This window comes from Paenibacillus sp. NRS-1760, from assembly GCF_050467785.1.
In the GTDB taxonomy this organism is placed as follows: domain Bacteria; phylum Bacillota; class Bacilli; order Paenibacillales; family Paenibacillaceae; genus Pristimantibacillus.
In genome coordinates this window covers 108,821-124,939 of record NZ_JBITPK010000006.1, presented here as the reverse complement: position 1 = coordinate 124,939, position 16,119 = coordinate 108,821, and the positions used below count along the sequence as shown (strand labels likewise).

Genomic DNA, 16,119 nt, shown 5'->3' with positions numbered 1-16,119 from the left:
GGATTAGTAACACTAGCGGAGCTTTTTTCATACGTATATGTCATGAACGATTATCGGCATATGACCAGTTTGGGTTGTTCTCATTTTCATTTCCTATTTTGTGAGTGCCGATGATAATCACATGAACATATAACGGAGGCTACTAAGATGAATGAATTTAAGAACGATCTTCAAAATTTGAACATGGATGCATTTAAATCGAGTGGAATGACGCCGAATGCTGGTCAAGGTCAAATGGATCCAAATAATGCTCGTTTGTGTATCGGCTTTTGTATTGGTTTTTGTATCGGGTTTTGTTCATGCGGCGGCTGTGGCGGGTGCGGCGGCTGCGGAGGTTGTGCAAGATGCGGTGGCTGTGCTCGCTGCGGAGGCGGCTGTGCCCGCTGTGCTGGTTGTGCCCGTTGCCGTTAGTTAACTAAATATTCAGATGTAAATAGAAGGTTCAAGACACCCCTGCAAACGCATTTCGGGATGCTGGGGTGTCTTTCTATGCGAGTGCAGGTATGACGGACAAATAGCCATACATATCTTTATAGAGGAACTCTTGTTACGAAAAGCCAGATTTCAAAATAAGGAGGAATGAATTTTGGATCCTTCTATGCGCCTTAAAGTGAGAGGAGATACTTTTTTTCTCCCGAGCTCGGACGGAAGTGTCTATTTCCGCAACAATATTGGTTCATTTCGGATGGAAGGCAATACGATTGATCAATGGATAGAGAAATTAATTCCGGTGTTTAATGGCGAGCATTCGATGCATGAAATAACGGATGGATTGACAGTTCAATACCGTGATCATGTTTATGAGATTGCAAAAGTGTTGTATGCGAATGGTTATGTCCAAGATGTAAGTCAAGATAGGCCGCATCAGCTTCCGAGCCATATTGTTAAGCAATATGAGGCTCAGATTGAATTTTTGGACAGCTTTGATGGGTCTGGGGCATACCGTTTTGAGCTGTTTCGAAAGTCCAGCGTGCTTGTTGTCGGGAACGGGAATTTTTTGGTGTCAGTAGTGAAATCATTACTTGAATCCGGCCTTCCTCAATTTCACTTCATCAATATGAACTCGGAAACGACGGGACCTAGACGAATTACGGAGTTGGTGCACCATTACAGACCATTCGATTCAGAGGTCAAGGTGGACGAGATCAGCTTGCCGAGGGATGGGGGAGTGGAATGGTCGTTAGTAATACAGCCATACAATGCAATATTTTATGTGTCAGATCCAGAAGGGGAAGCTGAGCTTCAATCTCTTAACCAAGTATGTCTACAAAATAATAAAGTGCTGCTGCCGGCTATAATTCTAGGGCAGGCAGGTCTAGCGGCTCCGCTCGCCTATTCAAATTCGGAGGGTGACTGGGAATCAGCAAGGCGCAGAGTCCATTATGCTTCTATCTATAAGGAAACAAATGATTATGCTGGTTCATCTGTTGCGGAATCGCTGCTCGCTAACGTGATCGTTTTTGAATGGCTAAAAACAGCTGCAGGTGTAACGAAATTACAAAATAACAAACTTTTTCTGCTGAACCTAGAGACGCTGGAAGGCAAGTGGCATCCGTTTCTTCCCCATCCGTTAGCCAATGAAAAACAAAAGGCGAAGAAGATTGAAGATTATGAGCTTCTTTCGGAAGAGAGCACGGGAAAACGTGATTCAAGCGGATTACTCCCTTTCTTCAGTCAATTAACATCCATGGAGACGGGCATCTTTCATATTTGGGAGGAAGGAGAGCTTCGTCAGCTGCCGTTGTCGCAATGCCGGGTTCAGTCAGTTGATCCTCTAACAGAAGGCCCAGCGCTGCTGCTCTCGGAAATTGTATGCAACGGTATTAGACATGAGGAGGCACGCAGAGAAGCGGGGCTTGCTGGAATTGAAGCCTATGTGTCTCGTATGGCCAATATATTCATCAACCAGACTCCTGAAATTGGCTCTGCATTAGAGCCTGTGTTTATGGGCGTAGGAGCAGGGGTGACGATCGAGGAAGGCGTCTGCCGCGCTTTGCAAAAGTATTTATCCGAAGAATGGATAAGGCAATACAAAGCAGAACCTCCTTCTATCACATCGATAAAGCTTAGTCATGTTGAGGATGAACGATGTCGTTACTATATAAAAGCGCTAACCACGATGCAAGGATCCCCTTCCTTTGGCATCAGTGAGACTTTAATTGGTTTTCCAGTTGTATGGCTGAGAACTAGCGATTGCTGGTATCACGCAGTTGATTTAAATGAAACGAGGGCACTTCGCAGAGTTTTATTGGGCGCATTGCTGGACATTCAGAACAAAGATTCTCTCTTTAAAGGGAAAATAAATCAATTGGCTTCTGTAAATGTGAAGGAAGACGAAGTGGTGAACCTCTCCATAACCGAGTGTGATCCATTTGAGCATCGAGAGGTACTGAAGAATGCATTGCTGCATCTACAAAATAACCAAAAGCGTCTTCTTGTGTATAACTTAACTTCGGAAGCTTTTTTCAATGAGGAGCTAGCGGGAGTATTCGGCATCTCGCTCCGAGAGGAGACAGAAGAGTGAGCGCTAAAATGGCAATTGTGGGCGAAGGGCTGCTCGCAGATTACGTAACCGATCTATTATCTGAATTTTGTGAGGTTGAACGAGTGAGCGATCTGTCGTTTGGTGTTCCAGAAACGGCAGAGTTTGCGCTCGTACTGAGCGATGGCTATGATTCAGCTTCTCATCTGATGGCAGAGGAAATGTTTAAGCAATCGGGGACACCATGGCTGCGCGGCTTTGTATCCTTTGGTGAGGGCGTAATTGGTCCGCTTGTCATTCCCGGGACAGCAGGCTGCTCGCAGTGCGCTGATCTGCGGCGTTTGATGGCTGGAAATGATCGAAAAGAAATGTGGGAGCTGCAGCATCTTTTTATGCACGGTGAAGTTTATCCGGATATTTGGTCTTCTCGAAGCGGGCTTCTGCATGTGGCTCATCATATTGCTGTTGAAGCTGAACATTTCCTCCTTAACAACAAGGCTCATCTCGCAAATCGTGTAAAGCTGGTACATTTGCAAACGCTCAACAGTTCGGTTCATTTTTATTTGCCTGATCCGCTTTGTACGATTTGTGGAGAAATACCTGATGATTCGGCTATAGGTTCGCGAATTAAGTTGCATCCAAGCCCCAAAATTAGCGAAAATAGCTATCGAACTCGTTCGATGAGTGAGCTGAAAGCTGTATTAGCCAATGATTATCTGGACAATCGCACAGGGTTTTTGAATGGAAAAATGATTGACCTGATGTCGCCGTTTGCGGATTCGAGCATTATTTTACCGATGTTTTCGGGAGATGAAGGCTGCGCTGGCCGTACAAATTCATTTGCAGACAGTGAAATGACAGCCATACTAGAAGGTTTAGAACGTTATTGCGGTATATCACCTAGAGGAAAGAGGACAGCGGTTCATGACAGCTATGAGCATTTGAGTGAGATTGCCCTTGATCCCGTTCGGGTAGGCGTGCATGAGAAGGAACAGTATGCGCGTCCCGATTTTCCATTTCAACCATTCGACCCGAGCAGAAAAATCGATTGGGTGTGGGGTTATTCTTTTTTGCAGGAGAAGCCTATTCTCGTGCCGGAGCTGCTCGCTTATTACAGCTCCGGCTGCGGCCACGGATTTGTATACGAAACCTCAAATGGCTGTGCTTTAGGAGGTAGCCTGGAGGAAGCTATTTTTTACGGAATACTGGAAGTAGTTGAACGGGATTCATTTCTCATGACCTGGTACGCACAGCTTCCGCTTGATCCTATAGATCCTTATTCCTCCGGAGATCTGGAATTAACCTTAATGGTGGAGCGTTTACGAGATGTCACCCAATATGATGTCCATTTATTCGATTCGACTATGGAGCATGGCATTCCAAGTGTATGGGTGCTTGCCAAAAACAGAACGGAAAATGGCGTTAATATGATTTGTGCTGCTGGGGCGCATCCCGATCCAGTGCGGGCAGCCAAAGGAGCCATCCATGAGATAGCGGGCATGCTGCTCGCGTTTAATGAGAGGTTAGAAGAAAACCGTGAGCAGTATGAACGTATGCTTCATGATCCTTTTCTAGTTCGGCAAATGGATGATCATTCGATGCTGTACAGCTTGAAGGAAGCTGAGGAACGTTTGAACTTCCTTCTTCAAAATGAGAGGCCGCTCCGTACATTCGAAGAGGCATTTAAACCAAGGCCAAAGCATGCAGATTTGACAGATGAATTAAACGTATTCCTCAAAGTTTTCCGTGAATTAAATTTAGAGGTTATCGTGATTGATCAAACGACGCAGGAAACGCTGAGAAATGGGCTCCATTGTGTAAAGGTGCTCATTCCAGGTATGCTCCCGATGACGTTTGGTCAACATCTTGTCCGCTTGAGAGGACTTGAGAGGGTGTTGCGAATACCAGCTGAGCTGGGTTACATCAAGGAGCGGTTAACGCATGAGCTGCTTAATCCTTATCCGCATCCGTTTCCATAAGCACTGACTGCTGTCATGCAATGGATCTCGGCGAGTTGGCACTTAGGAGGGGAGATATGAGTCTGAAGGCTTTTTTGCACCAATTGCAATATGATCCAGACAAAACCAAACCTCAAGATGTGGAAATTGATTGGGATAACGCTCCTCTACCGTACAAATTATATCGTCATGTACCGGCATTTCCTCTCGCTTCGGATGTTCCGCTTACTTTGACGGGCAAACGGGAACATACGATGCCAACGCTACGGGATATAGGCCATTTTCTTTGGTATACGTTCGGGCTGACACAGCTTAGCCAATCTGTTCTTGAACAACATACAGGGGAGGAATGGGAGGACTCCTTGCAGCTTTGCAGACGTTTTGTTCCATCAGGCGGAGGGCTGTATCCAAGCGAAGTATATCTTTATTTGAAGCTGGATGAATTACCTAACGGAATTTATCATTATAATGTGGCACATCATCGTTTGATGCTGCTGCGTGAAGGCCAATTTGATCGATATTTGGGCAATGCGCTAGGTGATCGGTGCGACATAACAAACTGCTTCGGAGCCGTATTTGTGTCCACTTATTTTTGGAAAAACTTTTATAAATACAATAACTTCTCCTATCGATTGCAAGGATTAGATGCTGGCTTGCTCGTTGGTCAGATGCTTGAAGTGGCTAAACGTTATGACTTTGAGGCGGGTGTTTACTTTCAGTTTCTAGATGGTGCAATCAATCATATGCTTGGTCTACCTGATACGGAAGAAAGTGTATACGCTACGATTCCTCTTGCGATAGATGCAAATATGGAATGGTTCCACCATGGTGATAACGCGGAAAAAAATATTTCTTCAGATGAATTATGCAGTATGCTTCCGTTCATTAGACATGAGCAGTACATGCGATCAAAAAAGGTATTGGAATATCCGTTGCTGATTAAGCTAAATGAAGCATCCATCATGGAATCCGCACGCGCGTTTAAACAGCTAGAGGGGCAGCAAATACTAGCCAGCAGTAGAGATGTTTATGCTTTACCGAGCGTAAATCGGATGACGTATGATCTAGCATCGGTATGCAGGCAGCGCTACTCGCCAGAAAATGAATATGTATTGCAAACCGTGAGTCTAACAGATTTGGCAGAACTATTGCAGGAGATCATGAATTCTTATAAGTATCGTAATGATTTGGATGGTTTAGTGCGGAGTCCACCGTCGCGCGTCCATTTATATGGCTGTTTTTATGGGGTTGATGGGATTCAAGATGGAGCGTATTACTATGATGATGCGGCTCACGCGTTGCAGCTTGTCCGTGCGGGTGACCAAAGGCCATGGCTTCAGTATGGCATGTCTTTGGATAACGTGAATTTATTCCAGGTGCCGCTTACTTTTCATGTGGCAGGTGATCTGGAGCATTTTCACAAGGAGCTGGGCTTTCGCGGCTATCGTATTCAACAAATGGAAGCGGGAATGCTCGTTCAACGTCTGCTGCTTGCCGCTTCCGCATTGAGAATGGAAGGACGCCCGCTGCTAGGATTCGATGTTAGCTCCATGAATGAACTTTATGGATTAACGCCAAATGGACAAACGAGTCTTATTCAAATTCCTATTGGCCAATGTCGACCTCGCTCACGACTTGAAGGCAGTTTGTCGCAATAGTTGATGAGGAGACAAAGGGGCAGATTGAATGATGGCAATCATTCAATCTGCCCTTTTTATGTTTTGCTTTTTTAACCGTTAGGCTGCTCGGCTGCTGCCTTTTTCTGAAGCTCCCCAGCTGGCTGGCATGTAACAGGGAAGCAAACATGGTGCGGATGGTGTTGCATCATGGGGTGAAACCAAGCATGATGATAATCTAAAGTCGAGAGCTCCCATCCATCATGAGGATGATGGTGATCGTAGTGCATGTGCTCATCCCACATCTCATGCATCATGGGATGATAATCATCCATCATGTGATGAAAGTGATGCATATGGTGGAAATCCTCCATCATCGGATGAAAATCATCCATCATGGGATGGAAGTGATGCATGTGATGAAAGTCATGAAAGTCGTGCATGTAAGGATAATGATGCATTTGACTTAAATCAACACAGCAATGAGCTGGAGCGGGAGCGGGAGCGGGTGCCGTCTGTACATTCACAGTTTCCGGTCCCAAATTGGCCTGGGCAGGGCTTGTTTGCATTTGTTGAAAATACTCAGGCATAACAGCCGATTGCGGCATATAAGATTGATTGCGTATCATGGTGTGCCTCCTTTTTATCATACTCTACAATATGCTTTGAATGAAAAAAGGGCACTTATCCCTATAAATTGGGCTGCAGCCTTTAGGAATGAAGAATAGGACGAAGCGAAGAGGGTGACGCTAGTACCATCACAATCCATGAAATAGGTGGTTGCAAAATGATAATTAATATTGTAATTAAGGCTGTGTTCGCACTGCTTAGCTTTACGCATACGGAAGTGTTTGCAACAGAAGCGGTTCATTTGCATGCGGAGCCGGCCTACGCAAAGTGGGGAAAGCTGGCCATGCAAGAAACGTCAAAAGCATACGAGGATGCTTCAATTGTTAATTACAAATACGAAGGAAGAAAAAAGCTAACTAATGGAGAATCAGAGGAATGTTTTGTTCTACTGTTAAATAGAGATGCCAAGCAATTTGCTATTCGCGTTACGATTAGAATAAACACGATTACGGACAAACTCATAGATGTGGAATTGAAAGAGCAAATGAATGGAACTTAATTGAAACAAAACAGCTGCCAGCTTCGTAATATAAGCAAATGTTTTAAATACACGCTTCTTGATGAAGCGAGAGGAGCATAATTATGCTAATTTCAACAACACCAACAATAGAAGGCCGTCCTATTCAAGATTACATAGGAATCGTAACAGGAGAGGCGATTATGGGTGCAAATGTCGTTCGTGACTTTTTTGCATCGATTACAGACATCGTTGGAGGACGCTCCGGCGCGTATGAGAGCAAGCTGAAGGAAGCTCGTGACGTAGCCATTGATGAGATGAAAAATCAAGCTGCTAAGATTGGAGCAAATGCAATCGTTGCGATTGACATTGATTATGAGGTTGTGCGTGAAGGAATGTTAATGGTAGCTGTCAGCGGAACAGCAGTACGCCTGTAAAATAATTTACCATAAAATTGGAAAACGATAAAACGATGATCACCTTAAGCACAGCTTATATGATCAAGTTTTGTCGTTTTTTTTTTTGCATTTTATGATTATTTAGAAAAAGAAGCAACAATTCAATTGTAAAATCCGTTAAAATAAGGATGTGTATAAATGGAAGATCAAGTAAAGAGAGGGGTCAAATGGTGAACCGTTTTATTCATTTAAGAAATCGAACCATCGCATATGCGGTCATGATTACTTTGATTGCAGCTTTCTTAGCGGGAACTGGCAACGCACAGGCAGCAGCAACGGAGAAGGGAATTTTATTGGAAACGAGTGTCGGATTTCAGGGCTACATGAAACAATCCGAGTGGTATCCTGTTAGGCTTACACTGACAAATCAGACAGCTGAGGATTTGAAAGGCGAAGTTGTTATATCTATAGTAGGCTCTAATGACTTGATCATACCCACAGAGCTGCCTCTAGGCACAGCCATACAATTAACAGCATCTATTCAAGGCGAGCTTCTTAATCGGAGCAACAGTAAAATACGATTTTATATGGACTCCTACAAATCCGGCAAACTTATTCCGATTTTCGGCAACGATTACATAGATGCAAGAACGGCTAACAGCTACACCATTGGTGTCATATCTCGTGACCCGGACACTTTGAATTTTATGCCATCGTTAAATCAACGAGGCTACGAAATAACGGTCATTCCGATTGCGCAGAAGGAACTGCCCAGTGACCCCATTTTACTCAAAACACTCAACACGATTGTTATCAATGATATGCCAACCACAGGTTGGGATGAAGTACAGGTTAAAGCCATAACGGATTGGGTACAGCAAGGCGGCACACTTGTGTTAACTGGAGGCGTAGGCTATGGCAAAACCGCAGATGCCTTTAAACAGATTGCACCGCTAGAATCGTCAGGCACATCGACCATATCCAGCGCGGATTCACTTGCCATCTTCGGAGGTACCGCACTTGCACTTGAAAAACCTTTGGTCGTCTCGACAGGTCGTATAATAGATGGCAAAACGGAGCTTGCTGAGAATGGTCTGCCGCTTGTCGTATCCCGTGAACATGGATTTGGCAGCGTAATTTATATCGCTTTTGATCCATCACTTGAGCCTATGTCTACATGGACTGGCAGCGCGATGCTATGGGCGAAGGTGCTTAAAAAAAATTTGACGCCGCTTCAACCTGGCACGATGAGCATCAACAATAATATGAAATGGAATATTGAAAGCATTATAGATGAGTTCCCGTCGATTAAACCGCCCAATTTTATGCTGCTTATGTGGATGTTTATCGGCTATATGATCATCGTTGCGCCGGTACTGTATATAATTTTAGCTAAGGCAGATCGCAGAGAGTGGTCTTGGTGGCTTATCCCTGCTTTTTCGGTTATTACCGGTTTCGCAATCTTTTTCTTTGGTGCTGAAGATAAGCGAAATTTATCAGCCCATACGATTGAGATCATTGAGTTGACTGGACAAGGAGACGCTGTACGATCAGGTGCAACTGCGGTGTTCATTCCAACTGGGGGAACAGTGACTGCAGAATTTGATAAAAGAGTAAATTTATCTTTTTACACCAATTACAACCAAAATGGAAATCAGAATATGGATGATAAAACGCAATTGATTTCCGAAAATGATTCGACTACAGCACTATGGCGCTCCGTTCCCTATTGGTCGACACGGAAACTATGGATAGAAAAGCAAACGATGAGTAGTGATACGGGGCAGTTAACTCTTGCTTATAAGCAGATCAGACATGCGATTGAGGTAACTGCTACTAACAATACGACAACTAATCTTACGAATGTTTCCATGCTAATCAATGGGCAAGCTCAGCTCTTTGGCGATTTGAAGGTCGGCGAGAGTGGGCAAACGACAATTACAACGAGTACGGTTAATCAATCAGGCTATTTCCCTTATGGTCAGATGATGTTTCCTAATCCAACTAACCGAGGCAATGACGGGTATAATCGAGAGCGACAGCTTGTAGACAACTTTGGGAATCGAAACAATGGCGGCATTGTCCCGCCGGAGCCTATAGTGGTTGGCTTTAGCACTGATCATGAGCAGAATTACAAGGTGAACGGCGAAACGATAAAGACAGATAACTTGAAGCTGTGGGTTCAAAAGGTCGATACATCTTTTATTGATGGGAATCGTGTCATCGTACCAGCAGGTCTTATTAATCCCATTATTACGGAAAATGCCACGAGTCAATTGCAGCACTATGGGAACGGTTCTTATTTTGTAGGCGATGGCGAGCTTATATTTGAATATATTTTGCCAAATGATCATGATGCTGTATACGATCATCTCGAAATCCTATACAACAACAGTACAACTGCTTCAAATCTCACATTAACTGTCTGGAACGAGAAAGAAGGAAATTGGACAGATCCAAGCAAAGCTGCAGCTGCGCCAAAAGAGTATTTGATTAACAATCAAATTGTTCGAATGAAGTTTTCTGCCATTGGTTCTGTGGACATGACTTTACCGCAGATTGCTTTAGAAGGAGAGATACAGAAAAAATGAGCAAAAATCACGAAATAGAGATCATTAATGTGGAAGTGCCTAAAACAGAACCTGCGGAACAACCATCAAATGATGCGCCTCTGGTTCCGATGATTGAAATCAAACAGCTTTCCAAAACATTCGGAACGTTTCAAGCGCTTAAATCGATAGATCTAACAATTCCGAAGGGAACGGTATTTGGTTTTGTTGGGCCCAATGGGGCAGGAAAATCAACGACGATGTCTATTCTTGCGACATTAATGATACCGACCTCAGGCATCGCAAAAGTAGACGGATTTGACGTGACCAAACATCCGCATGAGGTGCGTAAGCGAATTGGATATATGCCGGATTTTTTTGGTGTGTATGACCAATTCAAAACGTTAGAATATTTGCATTTCTATGGCGCCAGCTATGGTATACCGAAGGCGGAGCGGGAGCAGCTGATTCCGCAATTGCTGGAGCTGGTCAATTTGAGTGATAAAAAAGATGCTTACGTTGACTCGCTGTCTCGGGGGATGAAGCAGCGGCTTTGCTTGGCACGCTGCCTCGTTCATGATCCAGAGCTGCTTATTTTGGATGAGCCTGCTTCCGGTCTTGATCCTCGAGCACGGATTGAGATGAGAGAGATATTGCGAGAGCTGAAGTCAATGGGGAAAACGATCATCATTTCTTCACATATATTGCCTGAGCTCGCCGAAATGGTAGATGAAATCGGCGTCATTGAGCATGGTGAAATGATTGCGATCGGAAATGTCGCAGATATTCAAAATAGATTGCGTGTCAAACGTTTCCTGCATGTGAGATTAGTTGATCGGGAGTCAGAAGCGGAGCTGTTTTTGCGTGATCGCCCTTATGTTAACCGAATTTTTCGAGATGAACGTGGAATACAAATTCACTTTGGCGGACAGGATGCCGAGCAATCGCAGCTGCTTCATGATCTGGTTGCTGCAGGTTTTCAGCTGATCTCCTTCAGTGAAGCACAGACGAATCTTGAGGATGTGTTTTTGGAAATTACGAAAGGGGGAGACGGACTCGAATGAAGGAGCAATCCGCGGCAAGAGCAGGCCGAATGAGCTGGCGTCACCAGCTTATCAATCCCGTATTGAATAAAGAGTTCAAGCTTAGAATGAGGACGCCTCGCGCGATGTGGACGCTGTTCTTTTACTTATTTGCAATCGGCTTAATGGCTTTAAGCGCTATTTATTTAACTGAAGTAACTTCTGGACGAGGACAGTCCTATAATCCTGAGCAAAGCAAGATTTTATTTTATTTTATGAGCATGGCACAGCTTGGTTTGATTGCTTTCATGGCACCAGGCCTCACTTCTGGTGTTATTAGCGGCGAACGCGAGAAGCAGACCCTTAATTTGCTGCTCACGACGCAGCAAAGCTCAGCAACGATTGTGCTTAGCAAGCTTGTATCGTCACTAAGCTTTATGGTACTGATTGTGATCAGTACGATTCCTGTATACAGCATGATCTTTTTGTATGGCGGCATCTCGCCAGAACAGCTCTTTCTTGTTTTCTTGTTTTATTTATTTATTATGTTTGTACTCGGCTCCTTCGGCATATTATTCTCGACATTATTCAAGCGAACGATGATTTCTGTCATCGTAACGTATGGCGTTACGTTGTTTATGTTTGGCGGAACAGCATTATTATTTATTGTACTCGTAGGCGTGATGGAACAAATGCCGCAAACGACTACAAATGCTTATAGCTGGATCGGTCATATTATTGCCTTGAATCCTGCGGCTGCTTTGTACAGCATTTTAGATCCGCTCGTCTCAAATCAAGCCTTTTCTGTAAATTCGATTGGACAAAAAGGGAATAACGCGCCGCTTGCATTGTGGCAGGAGTTCATTATTATCTATACGCTTCTCTCCATCCTTGCTCTATGGCTGGGCATTCGTAGACTTCGTCCTCGCTTGAGACGGAAATAATGCTTGAAAAAGAAATTATGGTTACGAAAGAGAGAGCTGTGAAGCAAAAAATGCGTTAGAGTAAGGTTTTGCAATGAAAAAGATGCTTACGAAGTAAAGTTTGCTGCGCAAATGATGCTTACGAAGTAAAGTTTTGCTGCGTAAATGATGCTTACGAAGTAAAGTTTTGCTGCGCAAATGATGCTTACGAAGTAAAGTTTTGCTGCGCAAAACTTATAGGAGGGCCAGTTATGCAAAAGAAGTCGTTGGTTGAACTGCTCCAGCCTGTTAGACGCAGGTTGACAATGTTTACAGTGAGCCGTTATGCGCTGATAGGTTTACTTGGAAGCAGTGCTGCCGGCCTTTTGCTGCTTGGTGCGAGCAGGCTGTGGCCTATTTTGCATGTTCGACTGCTTGTGTTCATCATTGCTAGTTTAGGTTTCGTTGTTGGTGTGGGTATTGGATTATGGAAGCGTGCTTCCTTAAGGGAAGCAGCTAGAATGATGGATAAACAAGTAACCGAGGATGCGATATCGACTGCTCTTGATGGGTTAATGCGTGAAGAAGATCAGGCTCATCCGATCATTATCATGCAGCGGGAAGTGGCAACAGAGGCTGCAGATAAATATGTGAGCGGATTGCATTCTTCGCTGCCGTGGCCAGAATGGCGAAGCTGGCGTTTGCTGATCTATAGCGCAGCTGCTGTATGGATCGTTTTGGCGATACTGCTATTCCTGCCAAATTCACTTGACGAACGAGCGGAAGCGCTCGCAGTGGCAAAGGAAAGGCTTGTGGCGCTGGAGCAAGAAACGGAGAAGCTTACTGATCTCGCGGAGGCAGCAGAGCTGCCAGAGGATCAGAAGCAGGAGCTGCTTAAACCTCTAAAGGAGCTGCGCAGCAAGCTCGATTCGCTGGGCAGCGATGGAACTGAGGCGCTAGAGCAGCTGGAGGCTGCGATTAACAAGCTGGAATTAGCAGCTGAAGCGGCGCAGAAAACGGCGAAGCGGTTGGAAGCTGCGGCAAATGCGATGAGCAATGAACCAAGCCTGCGGCAGCTCGGTCAAGCTTTGCAGGACCGAGACGCCGCAGGCATGCAGCAAGCGATCGACGCTATGCGATGGCAGCTGCACCAACTGTCGCCAGCGCAGCGTGAAGCGCTGGCGAGTGCACTTGAGCGGCTGGCAGCAGAGCAGCCGCAAGAGCAGGGCGCCGCACAGCTTGCTGCGGCGCTTGAACAGGCGGCGCAGCAGGCGCGCGCCGCAGGTGATGCCGGGGCGGACGGCGGAGCCGCCCCGGATGGCGAGAGCGCCGGCGATGCACTCGCGGCGCTTGAGAAAGCGCTCGCCCGCGAATTATCGCAGGGCGAGCTGGAGCAGTTGGCCCGAGGTATGGCGGGCCAGCTCGGGCAAAGCGGGCAGCAGCTGGCACAGCAGCTTGCTGCGGAAGGCGCCGCGGGTATTGCGCCCGGCACTGGCTCTAGCTCTAGCTCTGGCACTAGCTCTAGCACTGGCACTAGCTCTAGCACTGGCACTAGCTCCAGCACTGGCTCTGGTTCAAACTCTGGCACTGGCACTGCCACTGGCACTGGCTCTGGTTCAAACTCTGGCACTAGCTCCAGCGCTGGCTCTAGCTCTGGCTCTAGCTCTGGCTCTAGCTCCGGGTCTGGCACTGGCTCTAGCTCTAGCTCTAGCTCTAGCTCTAGCTCTAGCTCTAGCTCTAGCTCTGGCTCTGGCTCAGGTTCTGGATCTGGCTCTGGATCTGGTTCTGGCACTGGCTCCGGCACTGGACCAGGAGCTGGCACAGGAGTCAGCGGCAGAAATTTGATCACAACGCCTCGTACGATGCAAGGCTCCGGGAATGTGCAGCAGGATGGTGGTCCATCAACAGGGGGACAGACCGTAAATGGCGGTCAATCCCCGATGATCGATGGAACGACACGTCCTTATGAGGATGTCTATAACGAATATGCAGCAGAAGCGAAGCAATCGCTAGGACGCTCACAGCTGCCTGATAGTATGCAGGAGAAGGTTAAGCAATATTTTGATCAAATTCAACCGAACCGATAATGGAGATGATCCGATATGATTGAATCCAAAGCACAGTTAGATGAGGCTGCCGCGAGGATTGCTGCATTGAAAGAAGAGATTGGCCGTGTCATCGTTGGTCAACATGCCGTTGTGGAGCAGCTGCTCTGGTGTTTGCTTGCTGGGGGTCATGCCCTTCTTGAAGGAATACCAGGCCTTGGCAAAACGATGCTGATCCGCACTGTTGCGGATTGCATCTCTTTGCAGTTTTCTCGTATCCAATTTACACCTGATTTGATGCCTTCGGATATTACGGGTACAACTTTAATAGATTTTGGTACCCAAGGCGCAGCCGCACATCGGTTTCAAGCAGGGCCGATTTTTGGAAATTTAGTGCTCGCTGATGAGATCAATCGGGCGACGCCTAAAACACAAAGCGCATTGCTGGAGGCTATGCAAGAGGGTACAGTAACAGCAGGCGGGGAGACGCATCAGCTGCCAAAACCTTTTTTTGTGCTGGCTACCCAAAATCCGATAGAACAAGAGGGAACCTATCCGCTGCCAGAAGCACAGCTTGATCGTTTTTTGCTCAAAATTGGAGTGGATTTTCCAAGCCGCGAGGAGCTTAAACAAATCGTGCTTCGCACAACTTCAATTACTCAGCCCAAAGTATCGGTTGTTCTTTCCGCGGCTGAATTAATGGATCTGCAGATGTCCGCTAGACAGGTTTTAGTCGCCGATGAGGTGCTTGATTTAGCGGTTAAGGTTGTTATGATGTCGCATGCTGGCGAGCCTGACGCACCTGAAGAGGTTAAACGATACGTTAGATTCGGAGCGGGGCCGCGTGCTGTTCAAGCCATTATCGCTGTAAGTAAAGTTAGAGCATTATCAGCTGGAAGGCTTCATATTTCTTGGAATGACATTCGGCAAACGGCTTTGCCGGTGCTTCGGCATCGACTCGTGCTTAGCTATGAGGCACAAGCGATAGGCATGTCAAGCGACCAGATGTCCAAAGCCATTTTAACGGCTGTGGAGGCCGCGCGATGAGCGTGAGCAAAGAATCAGCAAACTCATTACAGAATGCCTATTCTCCATCTGCCGGACTTTCGAATCAGGAAGCTTTGAAGCTATTATTTCCTAATCTATCTTTTCTTACGGAGCTTGAACGAATGCGTATTCGTGCAGGTAACCGCATCAAAGGTTTGCTGGCAGGCAAAAGGCGCTCCAGCTCACTTGGCGGATCGCAAGAATTTGCTGATTATCGGCCTTATTCATCCGGTGATGATATTCGCCGAATAGATTGGAATGTTTACGGCCGAACAGGCAAAGCGTTTATTCGGCAATATTGGGATGAACAAGAGCTGCAGGTTAGCCTCTACATCGATGTATCACAATCCATGGCTTTTGGACATTCAGATACAAACAAGCTTCAATATGCATTAAGACTAGCTGCATGTTTAGGGCATATCGCGCTTTGCGGTGATGATCGAATATCGGTGCGTTTGTTTCGTGATACGATCATTAGAGAGCTGCAGCCGCTGCACGGGCGTGTTTCTTCATCAAAGCTTTTTCATTTTTTAGCAGATGCCATGCAGCAGCTTGAGAGGGATAGCGATTCTTCTTCCCCAGCCGCAATAAAAAAATTCGTTAACATGGCAGCACCATTCCAGACGGCGGCTGCATTGCCGAGACGTTCCGGTTCCGCGTGGGTACTTACAGATGCAATGTTTGAACAGGGAATCGAAGAAACGCTCATTTCGTTAACAGCAGCAGGTCAACAGGTCGTGCTGGTACATCTATTGTCGCCTGAAGAGTTGAGCCCCGATTTGAGCGGAGAACTCAAGTTAATTGACTGCGAGTTGGGGACGGGAAAGGAAGTAGCGATAGGTCAAAAGCTGCTTCATGAATACCGCAGTGCGGTTGCAGGCTTTCAAAATGAACTGAAGAGCATATGCGCAGCACGCGGCGCCTCTTATATTTTCGTGGATACTGGTGTTTCATTAGAGGAAACAGTTAGACACACTTTTTTATCCTCTCATGTACTTAACAGCTAGTTCCAA

The 16,119-nt window shown here is 46.0% G+C and carries 13 protein-coding genes; 12 read left to right on the top strand and 1 reads right to left on the bottom strand.

The annotated features are described in order from the left end of the window. Positions 1–217: 217 nt before the first annotated feature. The 4 genes from ACIFSR_RS02980 (at position 218) to ACIFSR_RS02965 (ending at position 6,098) form a co-directional block, all read left to right on the top strand. On the top strand, positions 218–415 hold the full coding sequence (locus ACIFSR_RS02980; protein WP_430054857.1) for a hypothetical protein: 198 nt from the start codon (positions 218–220) through the stop codon (positions 413–415). A gap of 171 nt (positions 416–586) precedes the next feature. Continuing rightward, entirely contained in the window at positions 587–2,524 is a 1,938-nt protein-coding gene (locus ACIFSR_RS02975; RefSeq protein ID WP_430054855.1) for a putative thiazole-containing bacteriocin maturation protein, read from the top strand. Next, positions 2,521–4,461, top strand: coding sequence for a TOMM precursor leader peptide-binding protein (locus ACIFSR_RS02970; protein WP_430054852.1), 1,941 nt, complete (start codon positions 2,521–2,523; stop codon positions 4,459–4,461). The genes ACIFSR_RS02975 and ACIFSR_RS02970 overlap by 4 nt, the downstream gene beginning before the upstream one ends. A gap of 56 nt (positions 4,462–4,517) precedes the next feature. Further along, entirely contained in the window at positions 4,518–6,098 is a 1,581-nt protein-coding gene (locus tag ACIFSR_RS02965; protein ID WP_430054849.1) for a SagB family peptide dehydrogenase, read from the top strand. Between the two features lie 71 nt (positions 6,099–6,169). Here ACIFSR_RS02965 and ACIFSR_RS02960 read toward each other — a convergent pair whose 3' ends face one another. Next, positions 6,170–6,685, bottom strand: coding sequence for a hypothetical protein (locus ACIFSR_RS02960; protein WP_430054846.1), 516 nt, complete (start codon positions 6,683–6,685; stop codon positions 6,170–6,172). A 158-nt stretch (positions 6,686–6,843) separates the two neighbouring features. Between ACIFSR_RS02960 and ACIFSR_RS02955 the strand changes: the two genes are divergently transcribed. From ACIFSR_RS02955 to ACIFSR_RS02920, 8 genes are all read left to right on the top strand, one after another. After that, positions 6,844–7,185 (top strand): DUF3889 domain-containing protein, encoded by a 342-nt coding sequence (locus tag ACIFSR_RS02955; RefSeq protein WP_339209024.1) that lies wholly within the window; start codon positions 6,844–6,846, stop codon positions 7,183–7,185. An 83-nt stretch (positions 7,186–7,268) separates the two neighbouring features. Further along, positions 7,269–7,580, top strand: coding sequence for a YbjQ family protein (locus ACIFSR_RS02950; protein WP_076269253.1), 312 nt, complete (start codon positions 7,269–7,271; stop codon positions 7,578–7,580). A gap of 188 nt (positions 7,581–7,768) precedes the next feature. Next, positions 7,769–10,132, top strand: a complete 2,364-nt coding sequence (locus ACIFSR_RS02945) for a hypothetical protein (protein ID WP_430054843.1) — start codon at positions 7,769–7,771, stop codon at positions 10,130–10,132. 89 nt (positions 10,133–10,221) lie between these two features. Further along, positions 10,222–11,154: an ABC transporter ATP-binding protein gene (locus ACIFSR_RS02940; RefSeq protein WP_339209598.1), complete on the top strand. Its 933-nt coding sequence runs from the start codon at positions 10,222–10,224 to the stop codon at positions 11,152–11,154. Continuing rightward, positions 11,151–12,056 (top strand): ABC transporter permease, encoded by a 906-nt coding sequence (locus ACIFSR_RS02935; RefSeq protein WP_339209028.1) that lies wholly within the window; start codon positions 11,151–11,153, stop codon positions 12,054–12,056. Before ACIFSR_RS02940 ends, ACIFSR_RS02935 begins: the two co-directional genes overlap by 4 nt. A 230-nt stretch (positions 12,057–12,286) precedes the next feature. Further along, positions 12,287–14,101, top strand: a complete 1,815-nt coding sequence (locus ACIFSR_RS02930) for a hypothetical protein (RefSeq protein ID WP_430054840.1) — start codon at positions 12,287–12,289, stop codon at positions 14,099–14,101. A gap of 15 nt (positions 14,102–14,116) precedes the next feature. Continuing rightward, a complete protein-coding gene (locus ACIFSR_RS02925) occupies positions 14,117–15,106 on the top strand; it encodes an AAA family ATPase (protein ID WP_430054838.1) in 990 nt (329 codons plus the stop codon). After that, complete coding sequence (locus ACIFSR_RS02920) at positions 15,103–16,113, top strand: DUF58 domain-containing protein (RefSeq protein ID WP_430054837.1); 1,011 nt, start codon at positions 15,103–15,105, stop codon at positions 16,111–16,113. Before ACIFSR_RS02925 ends, ACIFSR_RS02920 begins: the two co-directional genes overlap by 4 nt. The last annotated feature ends 6 nt before the right edge of the window (positions 16,114–16,119 follow it).